We start from the raw sequence: 14185 nt of genomic DNA on the forward strand, positions 1-14185 counted from the left end.
AGGCGGGGCATTGGCTCCGCCTTTTTTATCCGAAGCGGAAACCCGAAGCAGTCACACCTCCGAAGATGCCTTTCTGGTGATAGATACGCGCCGCCTGATCCTGTTCGGCGGCGCCGAGGGCGGCAAAGATCGGAACAAAGTGGTCTTCCTTGGCATGACAGGTGCGGGCATAGGGGGCGGACTCCCACTGTTCGAGCGCATTTGTGCGCTGCTCGGGCGGCAGGGCCAGCGCATCGTTAAGCCATGCGTCGAAAACCTCAGAGGGCACACGGGCCGTTTCGTTCATCAGGCGCAGATTGTGGTAACTGAGGCCTGAACCGATGATGACCACGCCTTGATCACGAAGAGGCGCAAGGGCGCGCCCGAGTGCAAAGTGTTTGGCGGGATCATAGCTTTGATGCATCGAGACCTGAAAGACAGGCACATCCGCCTCGGGGTACATGAGCGCAAGCGGCACAAAACTGCCGTGATCAAACCCGATTTCAGTGTCCAGCCGGGTTGGCAGGCCCGCATCGGCAAGCATACTTGCCGTTTGCTTTGCCAGGTCGGGCGCGCCGGGGGCAGGGTAGGTGACAGCGTAGGTCTCGGGCGGGAACCCCGTATAGTCATAGACCATCGGCGGTTTTTCTGATGACATCACTGCAAACGCGTCAGTTTCCCAGTGGCCCGAAATCATAAGGATCGCCTTGGGGCGTTCCGGCAATTGTCCGGGCATATCGACGAGCGAGGCTTCAAGTGGGGCGAACTGTGTTCGCCAGTCGGGCATCCAAGGCCAGGGGCCGCCCCCGTGCGAGATAAAGAATGTAGGCATTCGCGCCATGATTGATCCTCGTGGAAAAGCTGTTTGCACAAATGGTAGGCCGGCTTCACTGCTTTTGATACGCGCCAGACTGCACAATCAGTGTGCATAGAGCGGGTTTGATTTGTCGCGACATCGGGAGGCGCGAAGAAAAAGGCGCCCCTGATAAGGGCGCCTTCGAAATCAAGTGGTTGGGTGGCGTTAGGCTTTGTCTTCACCCACATTTTCCGCAAAGGCGACCTTGAAGGCGGCCTGTTGATCGGCGCTGGCTTCGGTCTGGAATTTGTCTTTCCATTCACTGTAAGGCATCCCGTAATAGATCTCGCGCGCCTCGTCCTTCGACATTTCAATACCGCGTTCATTGGCGGCTTCCTGGTACCAGCGGGACAGGCAGTTCCGGCAGAACCCGGCAAGGTTCATCATGTCGATGTTCTGCACGTCAGTGCGTTTTTCCATGAGGTGTTCGCGCAGGGTGCGGAAAGCTGCGGCTTCGAGTTCGATGCGGGTTTGGTCGTCCATGTCGGGCTCCGGATGAAGAATTGTGTGATGTTGCAGGTGGGGTCAGATCAGCCTGAGCGCAATGTAGGGCATCACGCAGAAGATCAAAATGAACAGTTTGTACAAGGCCAGCCACCGGAAATAGACGTTTTGTACGTCCTGTTTTTCGATCCCGAACAGGCGGGCGTGCAGGTCTGCCGCCCAATCCCGCAGCGCGATCAGCGAAATGCCGGCCACCAGCAACAGGCCGAAATTCAATATGGTCATCCAACCGAAAAACGCTGTCAGGACATCTTGCGACATGGCGGCTGCCTCGTGCTTGTTGAGGCAATTATGAAGAGAGGTGTCCCTGTGCTCAAGTCAAAGTGCGCGTTTGCGATAGGTTTCGGTCGCCATGTCGACGGGTTCGACACTCAGGCTGCCCACGTTGGGTAGGTGGCGATCCAGCAGGGCAAGCATGTCATCGGCCAGACCCGCCTTGGTCTCGATCGTGCGGCCGGACAATAGCCGGATTGTCAGGTGCGCAAAGGTTTGCGGGTCCGCGCCCGAGCGTATGTTCTGGCAGGCTATCGTGCGGACCTTGACGGCCTTGGGGTTGGCGGCAAAGGCCGGATGTGAGCAGCCCGCCTCGAAAATGGCATCGGCCAGCGCAGCAAGGTCCTGCGTGTCGGAAAGCTCGGCGCTGTGTTCCAGAATGAAGTGCGGCATCTCTCAAAGCCCCGTGGTTTCAAGAACGTCGGTCAGGATGGGGGCCAGACGCTCTGCCCAGGCGTGTTGCTTAACCTCGGTATCGATTTCGTCGTGGCGCAGTTCGATCAGCGCGTTCAGGTGCGGGGCTTCCTTGCTGAAGCAATGGGTATCAACCGAGTCGCCCGGCAGGTGGCCTGCATAGGGCTCGTTGTCGCCGACGGTCAGGTCACCTTCGTCCTCCAGTCGTTTAATCAGCGGGATCGCGAACCGGTCTTCTTGCGGGGCGTGTAAAATGCCGATTTCCCAAGGGCGCGGCGCACGACCGTTCAATTTGGGCGAAAAACTGTGCATGGCGATGATGATCGGGTTGTCGCGTTCTGCCACCAGATCGGCATAGGCTTTATGATAAGGGCGGTAATAGGCGTTCTTGCGGCGTTCGATCTCGGTCTCGTCGACGTAACGATTCGCCGGGATGATCGTGCCGTCATAAAGATGCATCACGAGGGTCGGGTCATCCTCGCCCCGGTTCGGGTCGATCACCAGCCGCGAGAAATTCGATGCGATGACCGGGGCGTCCAGCAATTCGCCCAGCCGCAGCGAAGTGCCAAGGGCGCCGATGTCATAGGCGATGTGACGCTCCATGTCGGCGGGGTCCAGCCCGAGATCACCATTATTGATCTCGGCCGGAACGTGGTTCGACGCGTGGTCGACGGTGATCAGCCAGCGCGATTTTCGCGTGCGTCCATGAATGTGAAACGGTTGGTATGTCATGTGCCTGTCATTTCCTTCCGAAAGAGACTTAAGATAGTTGTTGTCGGAATGGAATTGGGTGATAAGCCGCAAGAAGAAAGTTAGCGATAACAATTTTCGCTACGAGGAAAAGATAGATACATGAGACGACTGAGAAATGTGAAGATCGTGGCCACTTTGGGGCCGGCGTCGGAAACCTATGACATGATCCGCGCCCTGTTCGAGGCGGGGGCCGATGTGTTCCGCCTGAACATGAGCCACGGGTCGCATGACGAGATTCGCGAGAAACACAGAATCATCCGGCAGATCGAAAAGGATTTAAACAGCCCGATTGCCATTCTGGCCGATCTTCAGGGGCCGAAACTGCGCGTGGGGGTCTTTGCCAACGAAGCCGAGGAGCTGGTCGAAGGGGCCGCGTTCCGGCTTGATCTTGATCCGGCGGAAGGCACCGTTGACAGGGTCTGCCTGCCCCACCCCGAGATTTTCGCGGCGCTGAACGCAGGGGCGACCCTGTTGGTGAACGACGGCAAGATCCGGCTCAAAGTTGACTCTTGTGGGGCCGATTTTGCCGATTGCACGGTGATTGCCGGTGGTACGATCTCGAACCGCAAGGGCGTGAACGTGCCCGATGTGGTGCTGCCGCTTGCGGCCCTTTCCGAAAAAGATCGCGATGATCTGGAATTCGTCTGTGGCCTTGGCGTGGACTGGCTCGCCCTGTCCTTCGTGCAGCGCCCTGCCGATGTGGAAGAGGCGCGTGCTTTGGCACAGGGGCGCGCCGCGATCCTGTCCAAGATTGAAAAGCCTGCCGCAGTCGAGGCCTTCGAGGACATTCTCGAAGTGTCTGACGGCATCATGGTGGCGCGTGGTGATCTTGGGGTGGAACTGCCGGTGAGCCAACTGCCGCCGATCCAGAAACGCCTTGTCAGGAAATGCCGGTTTGCCGCGAAACCGGTGATCGTGGCGACCCAGATGCTCGAAAGCATGATCGAGAGCCCGATGCCCACCCGCGCCGAAGTTACGGATGTATCGAACGCGATTTATGAAGGCGCTGACGCGATCATGCTGTCGGCGGAATCGGCGGCTGGTCAATATCCGGTCGAGGCAGTCTCTACCATGAACGCGGTGGCGGTCGAGGTTGAACATGACCCGACTTATCGCGACATTATCGAGGCGTCGCGCACCGCGCCGCGGTCCAGTGTGGCCGACGCGATTGTCGCCGCCGCCCGTGAGGTCGCAGAAACCACCGAGGTCAAGGCGATCTGTCCCTTTACCGAATCCGGGACCACCGCGCTCAAGATTGCGCGGGAAAGGCCGCGCGTGCCGATCATTGCGATGACATCCCTGCGAGGCACAGCCCGGCGTCTTGCGCTGAGCTGGGGCATCAACTGTGTCATGACCGAAGAGTTGAAACGGTTCAAAGGCGCCGTTGTGGCCGCGGCGCGCGCCGCAACGGCGCAGGGCTATGCCGGCCCCGAGGACCAGATCGTCGTCACCGCCGGTCTGCCTTTTAACGTGCCCGGCACCACCAACATCCTTCGTGTCGCACCTTGCGATGAGCGTTTGATTTACAACATGGAAACAGAGTAGTTTGCCCCTCAGCAGAGGGACATGCGGGTATGAATACCGACTATTTGTTAACGATCGGGCTTTTGATTGGTGTGTTCTCTGTTCCGGCCATGCTGGCGGCCTATGCTGACCTCAGGCCGCCGCGCATGTCGATGGCGGCCTTCATTCTGGCGATCGCGATCACGGCCTTTGCTTATGCCAACCACCCCGGTGGTTATGACCTTGCCGACATCCCGAATGTGGTGGTGTCTGTGATTGCGGATATCATCAAATAACCCCTTGCCCTATTGGGGATTGCGCCGTATATGGCCCCTCTGTGTGCGCGACCGGCCTGAGAGGCATGCCGAGTCGCGTGAAATACCGACACCATCGAAGGAGACGGAAATGCCCAAGATGAAGACAAAGTCGAGCGCCAAGAAGCGCTTTAAAGTGACTGCCACTGGCAAAGTCATGGCTGGTCAGGCCGGCAAACGCCACGGCATGATCAAACGCACCCGCAAATTCATTCGTGATGCACGCGGCACCACCACCCTGTCGGCCCCCGACGCAAAGATCGTCAAGGGCTTCATGCCCTACGACCGCTAAGAGGAGATTGAAGAATGTCTCGAGTTAAAGGTGGTACCGTCACCCACGCCCGTCACAAGAAAATCGTCAAAGCCGCAAAGGGCTATTACGGTCGTCGCAAGAACACCTTCAAGGTGGCAACGCAGGCCGTAGACAAGGCGAACCAGTACGCAACCCGTGACCGCAAGGCGCGCAAGCGTAATTTCCGCGCCCTGTGGATCCAGCGTATCAACGCAGCTGTCCGTTCGCATGACGAATCGCTGACCTATTCGCGCTTCATCAACGGCCTGAACCTGGCCGGGATCGAAGTTGACCGTAAGGTCCTGGCGGACCTGGCCGTACACGAGCCCGAAGCATTTGCCGCGATCGTCGATCAGGCAAAAGGCGCACTGGCCGCGTAATCTGACACTCCCTGAACGGGATCAAGACGCCGCTGACCGCAAGGTTGGCGGCGTTTTTCGTTTGGTACCTGTGGACCGGACTTGCCCCAAATCTGACAAAACTTGTCAAAACTTCACCCTGTTTGCGCGCCAAATTCGCCTTACGCTCGGGGCATTGTGTGTGGTGGCGCAGTGTGTGCCGTTGAAGGTAACCAGTAACCGGGGTCTGTCGTGGCGCGTATCAGTGAGCTTCATTATTCCAATGCCTACGCGGCCAGTTCCGGCGTGAACGAGTTCCTCGAGGTGGCCTTGGCCGCCTCCGAGGATCCCGCAGATTTCGTTATCTCCTTTTACCAGTCGGACGGATCGGTCGGGCTCGAACTGCCGCTGACACATCCCGACATCCAAGTCAGCATCGACCCCGACAACAATGAACAGGTTTTTGTCATCTCTGCCGATGACTTTCCGATCCTGTTGACCGACCCCGATGGTGGCGGCGTTGGAAATTACGAGGCCTATGCCCTTACCAATACCACCACGAACGAGGTCATCGACTTTTACGACATTGGCGGCGGAACGCAGAACATCGTGGCGATGGATGGCGCGGCGGCGGGGGCGATTTCGGATAACCTGCCGGTTTTGGTGGGTCCCAATGCCACCACCACGACCCTACAATTCAACCAACCCGATCCGGATACGCTAACCTATGGCAGTGTCGCACCGGGGGATACGGGTCTGACCTGTTTTGTAAGGGGCGCGCTGGTAGAAACGCCGGAAGGCGCGCGCCGGATCGAGGACCTGTCTGTGGGCGATCTTGTTCTGACGCGGGACCACGGCGCGCAGCCCGTGCGCTGGATCGGACAACGGACAGTTACGGGCCGGGGTGCCTTTGCGCCCGTGCGATTGCGCCGGGGATTCTTGAATGCCACGCGGAATCATTTCCTGTCACAACAGCATCGGGTTTTGCTGAGTGGCTGGCAGGCGGAACTGCTTTTTGGCGAAGACGAGGTTCTGGTGCCAGCCAAATCCCTTGCGCGTGCAGGGGTGGCCAAGATCGCGCCGCAACCGCGCGTCACCTATTTCCACCTTTTGCTCGACAGCCACCAGATCCTGCGCGTGGACGGGGTTGAAAGTGAAAGCTTCTATCCCGGCGCGCAGGCCATGGATGGTATGGCGCAGGCAACGCGCGACGAGGTGCTGGCGCTGTTTCCTGAACTTGCGGGGCCATTACCCGATCCCGGCCCCACCGCAAGGGCGACCATGACTGTGCAGGAAGGCATCGCGCTGGCCGCTTTGATTTGAGGTGCCTTGCATTCACGGCCTCTGCCCGTTAGCAGACAGGCAACGAACTGAATGCCGGGAATGGGTCCGCTATGGAAGATCTGCGCAACAAGTATCTGGAACTGATTTCGAACGCTGCTGACGAGGGTGCGCTCGAAGAGCTGCGCGTGCAGGCTGTCGGTAAAAAAGGCGAGATCAGCCTGAAGATGCGCGAACTGGGCAAGATGACCCCGGAAGAGCGTCAGGTTGTTGGCCCCGCGCTGAACGCGCTCAAGAACGAGATCAATTCGGCGCTGGCGGCGAAAAAGGCAGCACTTGCCGATGCCGCGCTTGAAGAACGTCTGAAAACCGAATGGCTAGACGTGACGCTGCCTGCGCGCGCGCGTCGCCAGGGCAGCATTCACCCGATTTCGCAGGTCACCGAAGAAGTCACCGCGATCTTTGCCGATATGGGTTTCGCCGTGGCCGAAGGCCCGCAGATCGAAACCGACTGGTATAACTTCGACGCGTTGAACATCCCCGGCCACCACCCCGCGCGTGCCGAGATGGACACCTTCTATACGCACCGTGCCGAAGGTGACAATCGCCCGCCGCACGTGCTGCGCACCCACACCTCGCCGGTCCAGATCCGCTCTATGGAGAAAACCGGCGCGCCGATCCGCATCATTTGCCCCGGTCGCGTTTACCGCGCCGACTATGACCAGACCCACACCCCGATGTTCCATCAGGTCGAAGGTCTGGCCATCGACAAGGATATCTCGATGGCGAACCTGAAATGGGTTCTCGAAGAATTCTTCTCGGCCTTTTTCGGCACCCATGTGGAAACCCGTTTCCGCGCCTCGCACTTCCCTTTCACGGAACCCTCTGCCGAGGTGGATATCCAGTGTTCGTGGGAAGGCGGTCAGGTCAAGGTTGGCGAAGGCAATGACTGGCTCGAGGTTTTGGGCTCGGGTATGGTGCACCCCAAGGTGCTGCAGGCTGGCGGTATCGACCCGAACGAATATCAGGGCTTTGCCTTTGGTATCGGCATCGACCGTCTGGCGATGCTGAAATACGGTATCCCCGACCTGCGCGCGTTCTTTGACAGCGACTTGCGATGGTTGCGCCACTACGGCTTTGCCTCGCTGGACCAACCGACGCTGCATGGCGGCCTGTCGCGATAAGGCGCGCGAAATTCAGTGTTCAAACGGGGTGCTGTAGCGCCCCGTTTTTTGTTGCAAAAGGCGCAACCCGCCCCACCCATGTCGCGAAACGTTGGTTTTCTGGTCCCAGAGCGCCTAACCTTTTTTAAAACAAAGGGAGCCGCGCCATGACCACCATCCTGATCATTGAATCCAACACGCCGGACTTGCTGGCGATCGGCAAATCCGCTGCGGCGTCCTTTGTGCGCACCTTTCAGGGCATCGCGCCCGAAGTCACACTCAAGATCGCCTGCCCCTACGCCGCCCCCCTAAACGATGATGTGTTCGATGGAGTAGACGGCGTTGTGTTCTCGGGCTCGGGCGTGATGTGGTCAACTGCGGACGCACAGGCCGCCCCCCTGCGCGCCGAGATGGAGCGCGCTTTTGAGAGGGGTCGCCCGGTTTGGGGGTCCTGCAACGGGATGCAACTGGCCGCTGTCGTGCTGGGCGGTGGGGTCGGGGAATCGCCCAACGGGTTTGAAATCGGCGCGGCACGCGACACCCGCCTGTCGCCTGATGGTGCGGCCCACCCGATGATGGCAGGGCGCAAAGACGGGTTCGCCGTGCCCTGCATCCACCGCGACGAGGTGCAGGCCCTGCCAGAGGGTGCGGTGCTGATCGCGGGCAACGCCCATTCGCCGGTGCAGGCCATGGCCTATGAGGTTGGCGGCGTGGATTTCTGGGGCACGCAGTATCACCCCGAGATGAGCATGGCCGATGTCGCGGCCTCGACCGGCGGGCGCAGCCTGTTCGACGGCGCACGCGATCTGACCGACGATCTGGCGCGCGCCGACAAAGACCCGAACGCTGCCTTCCGGCTGGGCACAAGTGTCGAGGCGCTCGCGCTGCAGGAACGTGCGCGCGAATTGGTCAACTGGCTGGCCCATGTGCGTGCGAAGGCGGTCCGGGCTTGACTCCAGCCTCCTGACGCCCTGACGCTGGCGGAAACAGCGAGGGAGCATGACATGGCCGGTTTTTCACTGCGTGCACGGCGCGAAGGGCGCGGCACGCCCGTGTTGAATACATGGGGTGCCAATAGCGACTATGGTACCCTGCGTTCGGTTCTTCTCGGTCCCATCGAGAATTACAAGTGGCTGCAAACTTCGAGCCTCTCCAAGAAATCCATCCGGCGCGGTGTGCAGTTTGACCCCAAAGTGGCGCAGGCTCAGCATGCCGAGATGGTCGATGCCTACCGCTCTGCTGATGTCGAGGTGCATTTTCACAAACCCGACCCGCATCTGCCCTATCAGGTCTATGCCCGCGACAGTTCGGTCATGACCCCGATGGGTGCGATCATCACCCATATGGCCCAGCCCTGGCGGCGCGGCGAGAACTTCCGCGCGATTGAAACCTATCACGATCTCGGAATCCCGATTTACGACTATGTCACTGCAGGCACGTTCGAGGGCGGCGATTTCAACGTGATCGAACCGGGCGCGGTGCTGATCGGCTGGGAAGGCCCCGAGGGGCGCTCGTCAGAGGAGGGCGCCAGACAGATCGCGGGCTGGATGGAAGCCGAGGGCTGGGAAGTCATGTTGATGGACATCGACCCTTACTATGTCCACATCGACCTGATGGTGGTGATGTTGGCTCCGAAACTGGCTGCCGTCTGTCTCGAATGCACAGATCCCAAGATCGTGGACTGGCTGAAGTCCAAACGGATCGAAATCATCGAGGTGCCGTTTCAGGAAACCATGGCGCTGGGCTGTAACGTCGTGGCGCTGGGCGAAGACCGTGTATTGCTGCCCGCCGCGTCAAAAACTCTGAAAGAAAAACTCAAGGCGCTGGGCTTCACGATCTATGATCCGGAACTGGACATGATCACGCAGGGTGGCGGCGGTGTGCATTGCATGTGCCAAAGCCTGATCCGCGATCCGGGCTGAAGAACCCGCCCCGAACTTTTTCTTGGACCAAATACCTTGGGGTGAATGGGCGCAGCAGGCGCCCAGAGGGGCAAAGCCCCTTTCCCCGGGTCAAATCCCGCATCCACTCTTTCCCCTTTGCTGCATATCCGCTAAAGCCCTCGTGACCCGAATTCTGACCGATGGAATGACAAGATGAAATTCACGCTGTCCTGGCTGAAAGATCACCTCGACACCGAGGCGAGCCTTGATGAGATCCTCTACGCGCTGACGGACCTTGGTCTCGAAGTCGAAGATGTGAGCAATCCGGCCGAGCGTCTGAAGGATTTTACCATTGGCAAGGTGCTGCACGCTGAGAAACACCCCGACGCCGACAAACTGCGCGTCTGCAAGGTGGCGACGGACGAAGGCGAGCTGCAGATCATCTGCGGCGCCCCGAACGCGCGTGAAGGCATCACCGTCGTGGTGGCCAAGCCGGGGGTGTATGTGCCGGGTATCGACACCACTATCGGGGTCGGCAAGATCCGTGGCATCGAAAGCTATGGCATGATGGCGTCCGAGCGCGAGATGGAGCTTTCGGACGAGCATGACGGCATCATCGAACTGCCCTCGGGCGAGGTTGGCGACCGTTTTGTGGACTGGCTGGCCGAGAATGACCCTGCCAAAGTGGATGCAGTGATCGAGATTGCGATCACGCCAAACCGCCCCGATGCGCTGGGCGTGCGTGGCATTGCGCTGGATCTTGCAGCGCGCGGCATCGGTACCATGAAGCCAGCCAGCACCGCAGACATCAGCGGCAGTTTCGCCAGTCCGATCAGCGTCACTATTGATGAAGACACCCGCGAAAAGGGCTGCGAAGTCTTTGCCGGTCGTCTGATCAAAGGCGTCAAGAACGGCCCGAGCCCCGCATGGTTGCAGGACCGCCTACGCGCGATTGGCCTGCGCCCGATCTCGGCGCTGGTGGATATCACGAACTTCTTCACCTTCGACCGCAACCGCCCGCTGCACGTGTTTGACGCGGATAAGGTCAACGGCAACCTGCGGGTACACCGCGCCAAAGGCGGCGAGACCCTCGTGGGTCTGGATGAAAAGGAATACACTTTCAGCGCCGGTCAGGTTGTGATCTCGGACGACGAAGGGATTGAATCCATTGCGGGTATCATGGGTGGTCTGGCCACCGGATGCACCGAAGCAACCACCAATGTCTTCCTCGAGGCCGCTGTCTGGGATCACATCCAGATCGCTTATACGGGCCGCGCACTCAAGATCAACTCGGATGCGCGCTATCGCAACGAACGTGGCATTGATCCGGGCTTCAACATGGAAGCCGTCGATCTTGCAACCCAGATGATCATCGACTTGTGCGGCGGCGAACCGTCCGAGGTCGTGGTCGCGGGCGAGGTGCCGGATGTGCGCCGCGCCTACAAGCTGGATACCGACCGCGTGCAGTCGCTGGTGGGTATGGAAATCCCTGCCGAACAGCAGATCAAGACCCTGACCGATCTGGGCTTTGTCATGGATGGTGACATGGCGCAGGTGCCCAGCTGGCGCCCCGACGTGCAGGGCGAGGCTGATCTGGTCGAGGAAGTCGCCCGTGTTGCATCGCTGACCAAGCTGCAAGGCAAACCGCTGCGCCGCGTTCAGGATGGTCTGCCCGAAGTGATATTGTCGCCGATGCAAAAGCGCGAACAGATTGCCCGCCGCACCACTGCGTCGCTGGGGTACAACGAATGCGTCACCTACAGCTTTATCGACAAGGCGTCGGCGGAACTGTTCGAGGGCGGGTCGGATGCAACCATGCTCGAGAACCCGATCTCTTCCGAGATGAGCCATATGCGCCCCGATCTCCTGCCGGGGTTGTTGCAGGCTGCGGCCCGTAATCAGGCGCGTGGTTTCATGGATATGGCTCTCTTTGAATGCGGTGCTGCCTTCCAAGGTGGGGAACCCGGTGAACAGCGCCTGCAAGTCAGTGGCCTGCTGGTCGGTAAGACCGTCGGGAAAGACGTACATGGCGAGACCCGTGGCGTAGATCTTTACGATGCTAAGGCCGACGCAGAGGCCGTGCTGGCCGCCATTGGTGCGCCTGCCAAGGTGCAAATCCTGCGCGGCGCCGAAGGCTGGTGGCATCCGGGTCGTCACGGCAAAATCTGCTTGGGGCCGAAAAAAGTTCTGGGTGTCTTTGGTGAATTGCACCCCAAGGTTCTTGAACAGTTGGACGTCAAAGGCCCGGCAGTGGCTTTCACGCTCTATCCCGAGCAAATCCCAATGCCGCGCAAGAAGGGCGCCACCCGCCCGGCGCTGGAACTGCGCGACCTGCAGGCGGTTGAACGCGATTTCGCCTTTGTGGTCGACAAGGGTGTCGAGGCGCTGACCCTCGTAAATGCCGCCGCCGGCGCGGACAAGGTGCTGATCGACGGTGTCCGCGTTTTCGATGAATTCATCGGCGGTTCGCTTGGGGATGACAAGAAATCTCTGGCCATCACCGTGCGTCTGCAACCCACGGACAAGACGCTGAAAGAAGCGGATATCGAAGCCGTGGCCGCGAAGATCGTCGAGAAGGTGACAAAGGCCACCGGCGGCACGCTGCGCGGATAACACCTGACCGCAACCTTTCCATAAAACGCGCGCCGACACTGGCGCGCGTTTTTTCTTTGATGTCCTTGATTGCAGAGCCGCGCCGCCGGTCATATCTGAACGGGACAAAACCTTTTCTGCCGGAGTCATTATGTCCAAAGACGCCAATTTCTGGAATCGCATTGCCGAGAAATATGCCGCATCGCCCATCCGCGACACGGCGGGGTACGAGGCCACGCTTGACCTGACCCGCGCCCATCTCAAACCTTCGGACCGCGTGCTTGAGTTGGGCTGCGGCACCGGCACCACCGCACTGAAACTCGCGCCCAACGTCGCGCATATCACGGCCTCGGATTTTGCCGGGGCGATGATCGACATTTGCAAGACCCGCGCCGCCGAACAGGGCATCGAGAATATCGATTTCCTGACAGCCGACCCGTTTGACAGGGGCTTTGACGGGCAGGACTATGATGTGGTGATGGGCTGGAATTTCTATCATTTGATGGAAGATATGCCCGCCGGATTCCGACGTAGCCATGATCTGCTGAAACCAGGTGGTCTTCTTGTGGCGAAAACCCCCAGCCTTGGCAGTACGCCATTCTTCAAGCGGCTGTTTCTGCGCATGGTGGTGCGTGTTCTGCAACTTCTGGGCAAGGCCCCGTCGGTGGCTTTTGTCACGATTGACGAGGTCGAGACTGCGGTGACATCCGCCGGGTTTGAAATTCTTGAAACACGCAATTCCGGCGGCATGGTACCACGCTCTTACCTCGTGGCGCGCAAGGCCTGATTATGCGCATCCAGTTGTAACAGCTTTTGGCTGCGCATGGTTGGCCCCACCACGAGTGGGGGCTAGAGTCTGCAAAACATTCAGAGGGAAAACGACATGACACTAAAGGTTTACCTGTCCGGTGAAATACATACCGACTGGCGGGACCAGATCATCAAGGGCGCCGAGGGCCTGGACGTCAGTTTCGACAGTGCGGTCACCGACCATGACGCCAGCGACGATTGCGGCGTGCGCATCATGGGGGCCGAGCCGGACAAGTTCTGGCATGACCATAAAGGCGCCAAGCTGAATGCGATACGCACCCGCAAGGGGCTGGTCGATGCCGATGTGGTCGTGGTGCGCTTCGGGGACAAGTACAAGCAATGGAACGCGGCGTTCGACGCGGGCTATGCGGCTGCCTTGGGCAAGTCGCTGATCGTGATGCACGGCCCCGATCACCAACATGCTTTGAAAGAGGTGGATGCCGCGGCGCTGGCCGTGACCGAAACGCCGCAACAGGTGGTTGATATCCTGCGCTATGTCCTGACCGGTGCGTTGCCCGACTGATCAGTCGCGCGGCGGTATGTTCAGCCCGCGCTGCACCGCGGGGCGGGCTGCAAAACGGTCAAGATACGCGACGACATTCGGCAGGTCCGCCAGACCAACCACCTCCTCTGCCTCGTAAAACGCCAAGGCGCGCAGCCAAGGTGCCAGCGCGATATCAGCGATGGAATAGGCGTCTGCGATCCAGTCGCGCCCCTCTAGGCGTTTCTCGATCACGGCCAGCAACCGTTTGGCTTCGTTGATATAGCGGTCACGCGGGCGAGGATCGTCGATCTCGGCACCGGCGAATTTGTAGAAAAATCCAAGCTGCCCGAAGATTGGCCCGACACCGCCCATCTGGAACATGAGCCATTGCGTGATCTCGGCCTTTTCCGCGGCGGTGGACCCAATCAGCTTGCCCGTCTTCTCCCCGAGATAGAGCAGGATCGCCCCGCTTTCGAACAGGGTGACAGGGGTGCCATCCGGACCATCAGGGTCGATGATCGCGGGAATCTTGTTGTTGGGGTTCAAGGCAAGAAATTCCGGGCTTTTGACATCCGCATCAGCCAGCGTGACCTTGTGCGCCTCATAGGGCAGGCCGATTTCTTCTAGCATGATCGACACTTTCACACCGTTCGGCGTGGGAAAGGAATAAAGCTGTAGGATGTCGGGCGATTTGGCGGGCCAGCGGGCATTTACCGGGTGATCTGTCACAAAAGTCATGGGCGGCT

17 protein-coding genes are annotated in these 14185 nt (G+C 59.6%); 11 read left to right on the top strand and 6 right to left on the bottom strand.

All coding sequences use genetic code 11. The features are described from left to right. Window positions 1–25: 25 nt before the first annotated feature. The 5 genes from WNE31_RS09730 to WNE31_RS09750 form a co-directional block, all read right to left on the bottom strand. A complete protein-coding gene (locus WNE31_RS09730; protein ID WP_349979554.1) occupies window positions 26–820 on the bottom strand; it encodes a DODA-type extradiol aromatic ring-opening family dioxygenase in 795 nt (264 codons plus the stop codon). 180 nt (window positions 821–1000) lie between these two features. Continuing rightward, window positions 1001–1318 (bottom strand): DUF1244 domain-containing protein, encoded by a 318-nt coding sequence (locus WNE31_RS09735; RefSeq protein ID WP_349979555.1) that lies wholly within the window; start codon window positions 1316–1318, stop codon window positions 1001–1003. A 42-nt stretch (window positions 1319–1360) separates the two neighbouring features. Continuing rightward, entirely contained in the window at window positions 1361–1600 is a 240-nt protein-coding gene (locus WNE31_RS09740) for a DUF6868 family protein (RefSeq protein WP_349979556.1), read from the bottom strand. Window positions 1601–1657: 57 nt separating this feature from the next. Beyond that, the gene (locus WNE31_RS09745; protein WP_349979557.1) at window positions 1658–2005 is read right to left on the bottom strand and encodes a 5-carboxymethyl-2-hydroxymuconate Delta-isomerase; all 348 of its coding nucleotides are present in this window, start codon (window positions 2003–2005) and stop codon (window positions 1658–1660) included. A 3-nt stretch (window positions 2006–2008) separates the two neighbouring features. Further along, window positions 2009–2758 (bottom strand): N-formylglutamate amidohydrolase, encoded by a 750-nt coding sequence (locus WNE31_RS09750; protein ID WP_349979558.1) that lies wholly within the window; start codon window positions 2756–2758, stop codon window positions 2009–2011. A gap of 120 nt (window positions 2759–2878) precedes the next feature. Between WNE31_RS09750 and pyk the strand changes: the two genes are divergently transcribed. From pyk to WNE31_RS09805, 11 genes are all read left to right on the top strand, one after another. After that, window positions 2879–4324, top strand: coding sequence for a pyruvate kinase (pyk, locus tag WNE31_RS09755; protein ID WP_349979559.1), 1446 nt, complete (start codon window positions 2879–2881; stop codon window positions 4322–4324). Window positions 4325–4353: 29 nt separating this feature from the next. Then, a complete protein-coding gene (locus WNE31_RS09760; RefSeq protein WP_349979560.1) occupies window positions 4354–4578 on the top strand; it encodes a hypothetical protein in 225 nt (74 codons plus the stop codon). 109 nt (window positions 4579–4687) lie between these two features. Continuing rightward, a complete protein-coding gene (gene rpmI / locus WNE31_RS09765; RefSeq protein WP_027263382.1) occupies window positions 4688–4888 on the top strand; it encodes a 50S ribosomal protein L35 in 201 nt (66 codons plus the stop codon). Between the two features lie 14 nt (window positions 4889–4902). Further along, entirely contained in the window at window positions 4903–5268 is a 366-nt protein-coding gene (gene rplT, locus WNE31_RS09770) for a 50S ribosomal protein L20 (RefSeq protein ID WP_349979561.1), read from the top strand. 210 nt (window positions 5269–5478) lie between these two features. After that, window positions 5479–6549, top strand: a complete 1071-nt coding sequence (locus WNE31_RS09775) for a Hint domain-containing protein (RefSeq protein ID WP_349979562.1) — start codon at window positions 5479–5481, stop codon at window positions 6547–6549. A gap of 71 nt (window positions 6550–6620) precedes the next feature. After that, complete coding sequence (gene pheS / locus WNE31_RS09780; RefSeq protein ID WP_349979563.1) at window positions 6621–7691, top strand: phenylalanine--tRNA ligase subunit alpha; 1071 nt, start codon at window positions 6621–6623, stop codon at window positions 7689–7691. Window positions 7692–7837: 146 nt separating this feature from the next. Continuing rightward, window positions 7838–8623: a type 1 glutamine amidotransferase gene (locus WNE31_RS09785; RefSeq protein ID WP_349979564.1), complete on the top strand. Its 786-nt coding sequence runs from the start codon at window positions 7838–7840 to the stop codon at window positions 8621–8623. 51 nt (window positions 8624–8674) lie between these two features. Further along, entirely contained in the window at window positions 8675–9592 is a 918-nt protein-coding gene (locus WNE31_RS09790; RefSeq protein ID WP_349979565.1) for a dimethylarginine dimethylaminohydrolase family protein, read from the top strand. Between the two features lie 174 nt (window positions 9593–9766). Then, window positions 9767–12166, top strand: a complete 2400-nt coding sequence (pheT, locus tag WNE31_RS09795) for a phenylalanine--tRNA ligase subunit beta (protein ID WP_349979566.1) — start codon at window positions 9767–9769, stop codon at window positions 12164–12166. 130 nt (window positions 12167–12296) lie between these two features. Continuing rightward, window positions 12297–12932, top strand: a complete 636-nt coding sequence (locus WNE31_RS09800) for a class I SAM-dependent methyltransferase (protein ID WP_349979567.1) — start codon at window positions 12297–12299, stop codon at window positions 12930–12932. A gap of 96 nt (window positions 12933–13028) precedes the next feature. Beyond that, window positions 13029–13478, top strand: coding sequence for a YtoQ family protein (locus tag WNE31_RS09805; protein ID WP_349979568.1), 450 nt, complete (start codon window positions 13029–13031; stop codon window positions 13476–13478). On the opposite strand, the gene WNE31_RS09810 is transcribed toward WNE31_RS09805, so the two are convergent. Further along, window positions 13479–14177, bottom strand: coding sequence for a glutathione S-transferase family protein (locus WNE31_RS09810; RefSeq protein WP_349979570.1), 699 nt, complete (start codon window positions 14175–14177; stop codon window positions 13479–13481). Window positions 14178–14185 lie beyond the last annotated feature (8 nt).

It is taken from the genome of Shimia fortis (genome assembly GCF_040225985.1).
In the GTDB taxonomy this organism is placed as follows: domain Bacteria; phylum Pseudomonadota; class Alphaproteobacteria; order Rhodobacterales; family Rhodobacteraceae; genus Shimia.

Excerpts from the sequence above, each read along its gene's own strand:
- WNE31_RS09785 (WP_349979564.1), top strand. The coding sequence starts at position 7,838 with ATGACCACCATCCTGATCATTGAATCCAACACGCCGGACTTGCTGGCG.
- WNE31_RS09735 (WP_349979555.1), bottom strand. The coding sequence starts at position 1,318 with ATGGACGACCAAACCCGCATCGAACTCGAAGCCGCAGCTTTCCGCACC.
- pheS (WP_349979563.1), top strand. The coding sequence starts at position 6,621 with ATGGAAGATCTGCGCAACAAGTATCTGGAACTGATTTCGAACGCTGCT.
- WNE31_RS09810 (WP_349979570.1), bottom strand. The coding sequence starts at position 14,177 with ATGACTTTTGTGACAGATCACCCGGTAAATGCCCGCTGGCCCGCCAAA.
- WNE31_RS09740 (WP_349979556.1), bottom strand. The coding sequence starts at position 1,600 with ATGTCGCAAGATGTCCTGACAGCGTTTTTCGGTTGGATGACCATATTG.
- WNE31_RS09790 (WP_349979565.1), top strand. The coding sequence starts at position 8,675 with ATGGCCGGTTTTTCACTGCGTGCACGGCGCGAAGGGCGCGGCACGCCC.
- WNE31_RS09750 (WP_349979558.1), bottom strand. The coding sequence starts at position 2,758 with ATGACATACCAACCGTTTCACATTCATGGACGCACGCGAAAATCGCGC.
- pyk (WP_349979559.1), top strand. The coding sequence starts at position 2,879 with ATGAGACGACTGAGAAATGTGAAGATCGTGGCCACTTTGGGGCCGGCG.
- WNE31_RS09745 (WP_349979557.1), bottom strand. The coding sequence starts at position 2,005 with ATGCCGCACTTCATTCTGGAACACAGCGCCGAGCTTTCCGACACGCAG.
- WNE31_RS09805 (WP_349979568.1), top strand. The coding sequence starts at position 13,029 with ATGACACTAAAGGTTTACCTGTCCGGTGAAATACATACCGACTGGCGG.
- rpmI (WP_027263382.1), top strand. The coding sequence starts at position 4,688 with ATGCCCAAGATGAAGACAAAGTCGAGCGCCAAGAAGCGCTTTAAAGTG.
- pheT (WP_349979566.1), top strand. The coding sequence starts at position 9,767 with ATGAAATTCACGCTGTCCTGGCTGAAAGATCACCTCGACACCGAGGCG.
- WNE31_RS09730 (WP_349979554.1), bottom strand. The coding sequence starts at position 820 with ATGGCGCGAATGCCTACATTCTTTATCTCGCACGGGGGCGGCCCCTGG.
- WNE31_RS09800 (WP_349979567.1), top strand. The coding sequence starts at position 12,297 with ATGTCCAAAGACGCCAATTTCTGGAATCGCATTGCCGAGAAATATGCC.
- WNE31_RS09760 (WP_349979560.1), top strand. The coding sequence starts at position 4,354 with ATGAATACCGACTATTTGTTAACGATCGGGCTTTTGATTGGTGTGTTC.
- rplT (WP_349979561.1), top strand. The coding sequence starts at position 4,903 with ATGTCTCGAGTTAAAGGTGGTACCGTCACCCACGCCCGTCACAAGAAA.